A 4,021-nucleotide genomic window follows, 5' to 3' on the forward strand; every position below is an offset into this window, starting at 1 on the left:
AGGGGCACCAATCGAGTTCGGGTTTCAGTTCCCCGGCACGATGAGCATGTACCCGTTCGGCCCGAATGCGCCGAAAGAACCGAAATGGTTTCGACGTTTTCATCCGATCGCTCAAGGATTCACTCACAGCTACGAAGTGAGTTTCCGTTTCGGCACCAATGAGTCATTTCGAAGCGTGACGCGGAACGCCTGGCGTTGGGCGTGGAGCACGTTGAAGCCCGCGGTCACCCCGATCGATGTTGAACAAATGCGGCGCCTTCTGATCGATCACCTGGCGGCCCAGGCCGCCACGATTGACGGCCGCACAGCCATTCCTTTTGCGGTCGCCACGTACGATACGAACCACCTTCAATGGAACTGGACAATGGCGGCGATGGGCTTCGTAAGCAAGAACATTGAATGCGCTGACCAGTTGCTGCGAGAAGGAGATCGCGATAGTTCCGAGCGTGCGCAAAGGATGCGCAGGCTCGGTCTGTCCATTATCTCGTCGATGATCAAGGCGCTTTCAAAAGTGCCGCTTGAGGCAACCGGCTACGATCTTGCGACTGGAAAACCCTGGCACCACATATGGCTCGCCCCATGGCTGCGGAACGCCACGGAAGACATGCGTGTACTGATGCGCGCATACCGGCGTGAACGCGCGCTCGGCCGCCAGCATCCGGAGTGGTTCAACTGGGTCAAGTCCTATGTGGACTGGCTGATCCTGCAGCAACGGGAGGATGGATCGTTTCCGCGACGATGGAAACCCGGAAGCAGCGAAGTGGCAGAATCGACTGGGACGACGAGCTATTGTCCGGTGCCGCTGCTCGTCATCCTGTCCGAGGAAACGGGCGACCCGAAGTACAAAGACGCAGCGATCCGCGCCGCTGAGTGTGTTTGGGACAACTGGGGGAAGCGGGGACTGTTTGTTGGTGGTGCGAGTGATAATCCGAATGTCACTGACAAGGAGGCAGGGATGTTGAGCATAGAGGCCTACCTGAGTCTCTATGACTCAACAAAAGAACCCAAATGGCTGGAACGTGCGGAGGCGGCGGCCGACTATGCCGAAAGCTGGATCTGGATCTGGAATTTGCCGATGCCCATCGATGCGGACGACGCGCATCTTCACTGGAAAAAAGGCGTCTCGACCGTCGGAGTCCAGGGCATCACGGCGCGCGTTGCAGGGAGCGTGGATGAGTACTTGGACTGGGCTGTGCCGTCTTATGCAAAGCTGTACAAAGAGACGAAGGACCAGCACTACCTCGATGTCGCGCGCGTGCTTCTGCACGATACGAAATCGATGGTCGCTTTGCCGGGCCGACTGTATGACATGAAGGCCGCCGGATTTCAGCAGGAAGGTTGGCGCATGGGGCCGGGCGGGCCCGGACGCGGCGTCGGGGGGCACCGGTTCTGGCTACCCTGGATTTCGGCCAACCACTTGTACGGCATCACCGGGTTGCAGGAACTCGATTCGGTCCTGTATCGACAACTCGCCGAAGGGAAATAGAGTCCACAAGAAAACGAGACTTCTTCTTCACGGAGTTTTGAAGTTCCAGCGCGACTTGTCGCTCGAAGGGTCGAACCTGGCCAGCGTGGGCGTGCTGCCGCCCACCGCGGTCAGAGCCAGAGGTTCCTTGGAATTGGGCACAGCCTTGGGCATGATGCGGTATGTGCCATCAGTCAACTGGTCGATGCGCCACAGTTGTTCGGGACCGCCGGTAAATGCGGGAACCGCAACAACCTCGGCCTCAGCGGTCGCGGCCAGAGCGCGACCCGTTCCTGCGATCGTAATCTTGAAATAGGGTGATCCGGGATAGCCGCCGACGTTGGCAACGGGGGTGATCGTCCACTTCTGATGGGGCCGAAACATGTAGTCACCGATGCGAATATCGATGTTGCCGGTCGGCCAGTTCTTTGACACCTCGGCGAGCTCCTGCGATGGAATCGGTTTCACGGGTTCATCAGGTGGGCGCTGGAAGAAGGGTCTGCCGACCGCCATCCGCACGAAGTCCACAGCCAGTTCGAGTGCGTAGCCACTCCGTTCGGACTGGATCTCATATGTGCCCTCCGTGAAGTTGTCGCCGGCAACGGGCCATCCGTCTTTCCAGAGCAGCGGGCGAATGCCCAGGACGCTCCGGCCGCCCTGGTCCAGGTCGGCCTCGTAATGACAGGAGAATTTTTGAACGCCGTCTCCCAGATCCATCAAGCCAAAGTGCCCCGGCCCAACCAAGTGGCCGCTGGCACCCACCAGGAACTTGCCGCCACCCTTGAGCATGTCCATCCCCATGTTGTCAAGGTAGGGGCCTGTCACTTTCCTGGAGCGCCCCACGACGATATTGTATGTGGAGTTGGGGCCGTCGCAGCATGTGCCGTGAGTACCGAGCAGGTAGTACCAGCCATCGCGGTACATCATGGCAGTGGCTTCGCAATCGATGGCGATGTTCAGAGGCTGGTTAGAGGGCAAACGCATCCCAGTTTTCGGATCAAGCTCGACAAGCCGGATGAAGCCGAAGTATGTTCCGTAGGTGAGCCACAGTCTCCCATCGGTGGGATCGAGGAGGAACGCCGGATCGATTGCATCGCAGTCCTCAACGCCGTCAGAGGAGGCGACGAGGGTTTCGTCTTTGAATCCGAAGTCCGGGGATTCGGGGTCGAGTGTCTTTGTCCACATGACATAGACGTTGCTCGCATGCCCGCCAGACATGCCTCCCCCGCCCTTGGCATAGGCCATGTAGTAGCGATCCCCGATGTGGATGACATCCGGCGCAACTCCGCCGCCGGGACGTACAGCGCCGCTGTGCCATTCCCAACCGTCGTCGGAGATCAAGCCTCCGCTTCCGGTGCCGAATGTGTAGAACTTGCCATCGCACATCATGATTGTCGAGGGATCGTGGATGTATGGTTTGCCACCCTGAGCGAACACCAGGCCTGGCAACAAGAGAGAGAGCAGAGTCATGGCCGCTGCCGCCAATATTCGGGATTTCATTAACCCTCCGAAAACAAGACGATTGAGATCAAAAACTGTATGACGGCTTAGTTCCCAGCGTTTTCAAGTCTCAGGGTGAGATCCCTCACGGGTTCACCATTCTCATCGATGAAGCGGACACAAAAATCACTTAACCCCGGGCCGTTGATAACGGCGCCGCGAATGACGTTTCTGCCCTTGTGAAGTGTGAGGCGTTTGGAGACGCAGTCATCCATCACCATCCGCCGGTCACCTGAGAGGATGACGGCTTCTTTGCTGTTGAGCCACCACATGGATGCGGAATTGGAGCCGACGGCCATGCGAACGTTCTTCAACTCCCGCGGGCTGTTGACAACGGTAACCGCCCAGAACAGGACGCCGTACGTCCGCTTGTTCTCGCCGTAGGCGAAGCGAAAGAGCTTGACATTGAAATTGGTGGCGTCGAGTGCGTGCCAAGCGAGTTGCTCGCCGGAAACCGTCACCGTGTCTCCGTCGTGCGGAATCATGGTGAACTGGTCGGGGAAATACTCGGTCGTGAAGGCTTTCCGGATGTAGCTATCGGTAAATACGGTGTTCGTGCGGTTCGGCTTGTTCATCGGCTCGAGGAGCAACCAGCGCTGGAGGAAGCCATCGGCGTCCGGCGCCTTGGCGCCCGCTGTGGCCGGTGTGAAGTACGGCGCGATGCTGCGAGTAATATCGCCGGTCGTGGTGCCGCGACCAGCACTGCCGGTGGCGGCAGAAGAGGCCTGGAACGCCAAGACGGCCAGGACGCCGGATACCAGTGTCATGATGTAGCGGAACATGCGCATAGTATACTCCTCGCAGACTTTTCGATTCTGGCACGCGAAACGGGAGCGAATCTCCTTGCGAGACCATTCTACTCAATTGGTGCCGCAATCTCAAGTATCTTGATCGACCACATGTCGACGGTGGCTGGCGCTGGCCGACCCGATCGCGGGGTTGGGGGGGGCACCGTTCTGGCTGCCGTGGATTTCGGCAAACCATCTCTTCGGCATCACGGGCCTGGAAGAAAACGATCCGGCCCTGTATCAGCAGTTCGTCAAAGGAAATGATCCA

At 58.7% G+C, this 4,021-nt stretch carries 3 protein-coding genes; 1 reads left to right on the forward strand and 2 read right to left on the reverse strand.

The window, feature by feature from the left end; translation table 11 throughout:
- Positions 1-1,486: hypothetical protein (locus WB402_RS14495; RefSeq protein ID WP_424209073.1), on the forward strand; the 1,486-nt coding region annotated here is incomplete at its 5' end.
- Positions 1,487-1,513: 27 nt separating this feature from the next.
- Here WB402_RS14495 and WB402_RS14500 read toward each other — a convergent pair.
- Both WB402_RS14500 and WB402_RS14505 read right to left on the reverse strand, forming a co-directional pair.
- A complete protein-coding gene (locus WB402_RS14500) occupies positions 1,514-2,965 on the reverse strand; it encodes a family 43 glycosylhydrolase (protein WP_424209075.1) in 1,452 nt (483 codons plus the stop codon).
- Between the two features lie 47 nt (positions 2,966-3,012).
- Positions 3,013-3,753 carry an acetylxylan esterase gene (locus WB402_RS14505; RefSeq protein ID WP_424209076.1) on the reverse strand — a complete coding sequence of 247 codons (741 nt, stop codon included), beginning with the start codon at positions 3,751-3,753 and terminating at the stop codon, positions 3,013-3,015.
- Positions 3,754-4,021 lie beyond the last annotated feature (268 nt).

This window comes from Sulfuricaulis sp., assembly GCF_049587675.1.
GTDB lineage: Bacteria > Pseudomonadota > Gammaproteobacteria > Acidiferrobacterales > Sulfurifustaceae > Sulfuricaulis.